Annotated in this window: 1 protein-coding gene; it reads left to right on the top strand. The window is 67.3% G+C overall.

All coding sequences use genetic code 11. From position 1 onward, the window contains the following. A partial coding sequence (locus R4P95_RS33430; protein WP_317747843.1) for an acyl-CoA carboxylase subunit beta occupies window positions 1-992 on the top strand: 992 nt, incomplete at both ends.

Raw genomic sequence — 992 nt, 5'->3', positions numbered from 1 at the left:
GCCGGCGCCCGCATCCAGGAAGGCGTCGTCTCCCTCGGGTTGTACGGCGAAATCTTCCACCGCAACGTCCAGGCCTCCGGCGTCATCCCACAGATCTCGCTGATCATGGGCCCCGCCGCCGGCGGCCACGTCTACTCCCCCGCCCTCACCGACTTCGTCGTGATGGTCGATCAAACCTCCCAGATGTTCGTCACCGGCCCCGACGTCATCAAAACCGTCACCGGCGAAGACGTCACCATGGAAGATTTGGGTGGCGCGCACACCCACATGGTCAAATCCGGCGTCGCCCACTACGTCGCCTCCGGCGAACAGGACGCCCTCGACTACGTCAAGGACCTGCTGTCCTACCTGCCCAGCAACAACCAGGCCGCCGCCCCCCGCACCCAGCCCACCGACCCGATCCCCGGCGCCATCGAAGACTTCCTCACCGACGAGGACCTCGAACTCGACACCCTGATCCCGGACTCGGCGAACCAGCCCTACGACATGCACGAGGTGATCCGCCGGATCCTCGACGACGACGAATTCCTCGAGGTCCAGGCCGAACGCGCCGGCAACATCGTCGTCGGCTTCGGCCGCGTCGACGGCCGCAGCGTCGGGATCGTCGCGAACCAGCCCACCGTCTTCGCCGGCTGCCTCGACATCGACGCCTCCGAAAAAGCCGCCCGCTTCGTGCGCACCTGCGACGCGTTCAACGTCCCGATCATCACCCTCGTCGACGTCCCGGGCTTCCTGCCCGGCACCGACCAGGAATACGGCGGCATCATCCGCCGCGGCGCGAAACTGCTCTACGCCTACGGCGAGGCCACCGTCGGGAAGATCACCGTGATCACCCGCAAGGCCTACGGCGGCGCCTACGACGTGATGGGCTCCAAACACATGGGCGCCGACGTCAACCTGGCCTGGCCCACCGCCCAGATCGCCGTCATGGGCGCCTCCGGCGCCGTCGGGTTCGTCTACCGCAAACGCCTCCTCGAGGCCGCCAAGAACGG

Origin of the sequence: Rhodococcus sp. IEGM 27 (genome assembly GCF_033142305.1) — a bacterium.
Taxonomy (GTDB): Bacteria; Actinomycetota; Actinomycetes; order Mycobacteriales; family Mycobacteriaceae; genus Rhodococcus_F; species Rhodococcus_F oxybenzonivorans.
The sequence above is the reverse complement of the archived record's forward strand: the minus strand, read 5'-3'. Positions and strand labels throughout refer to the sequence as shown.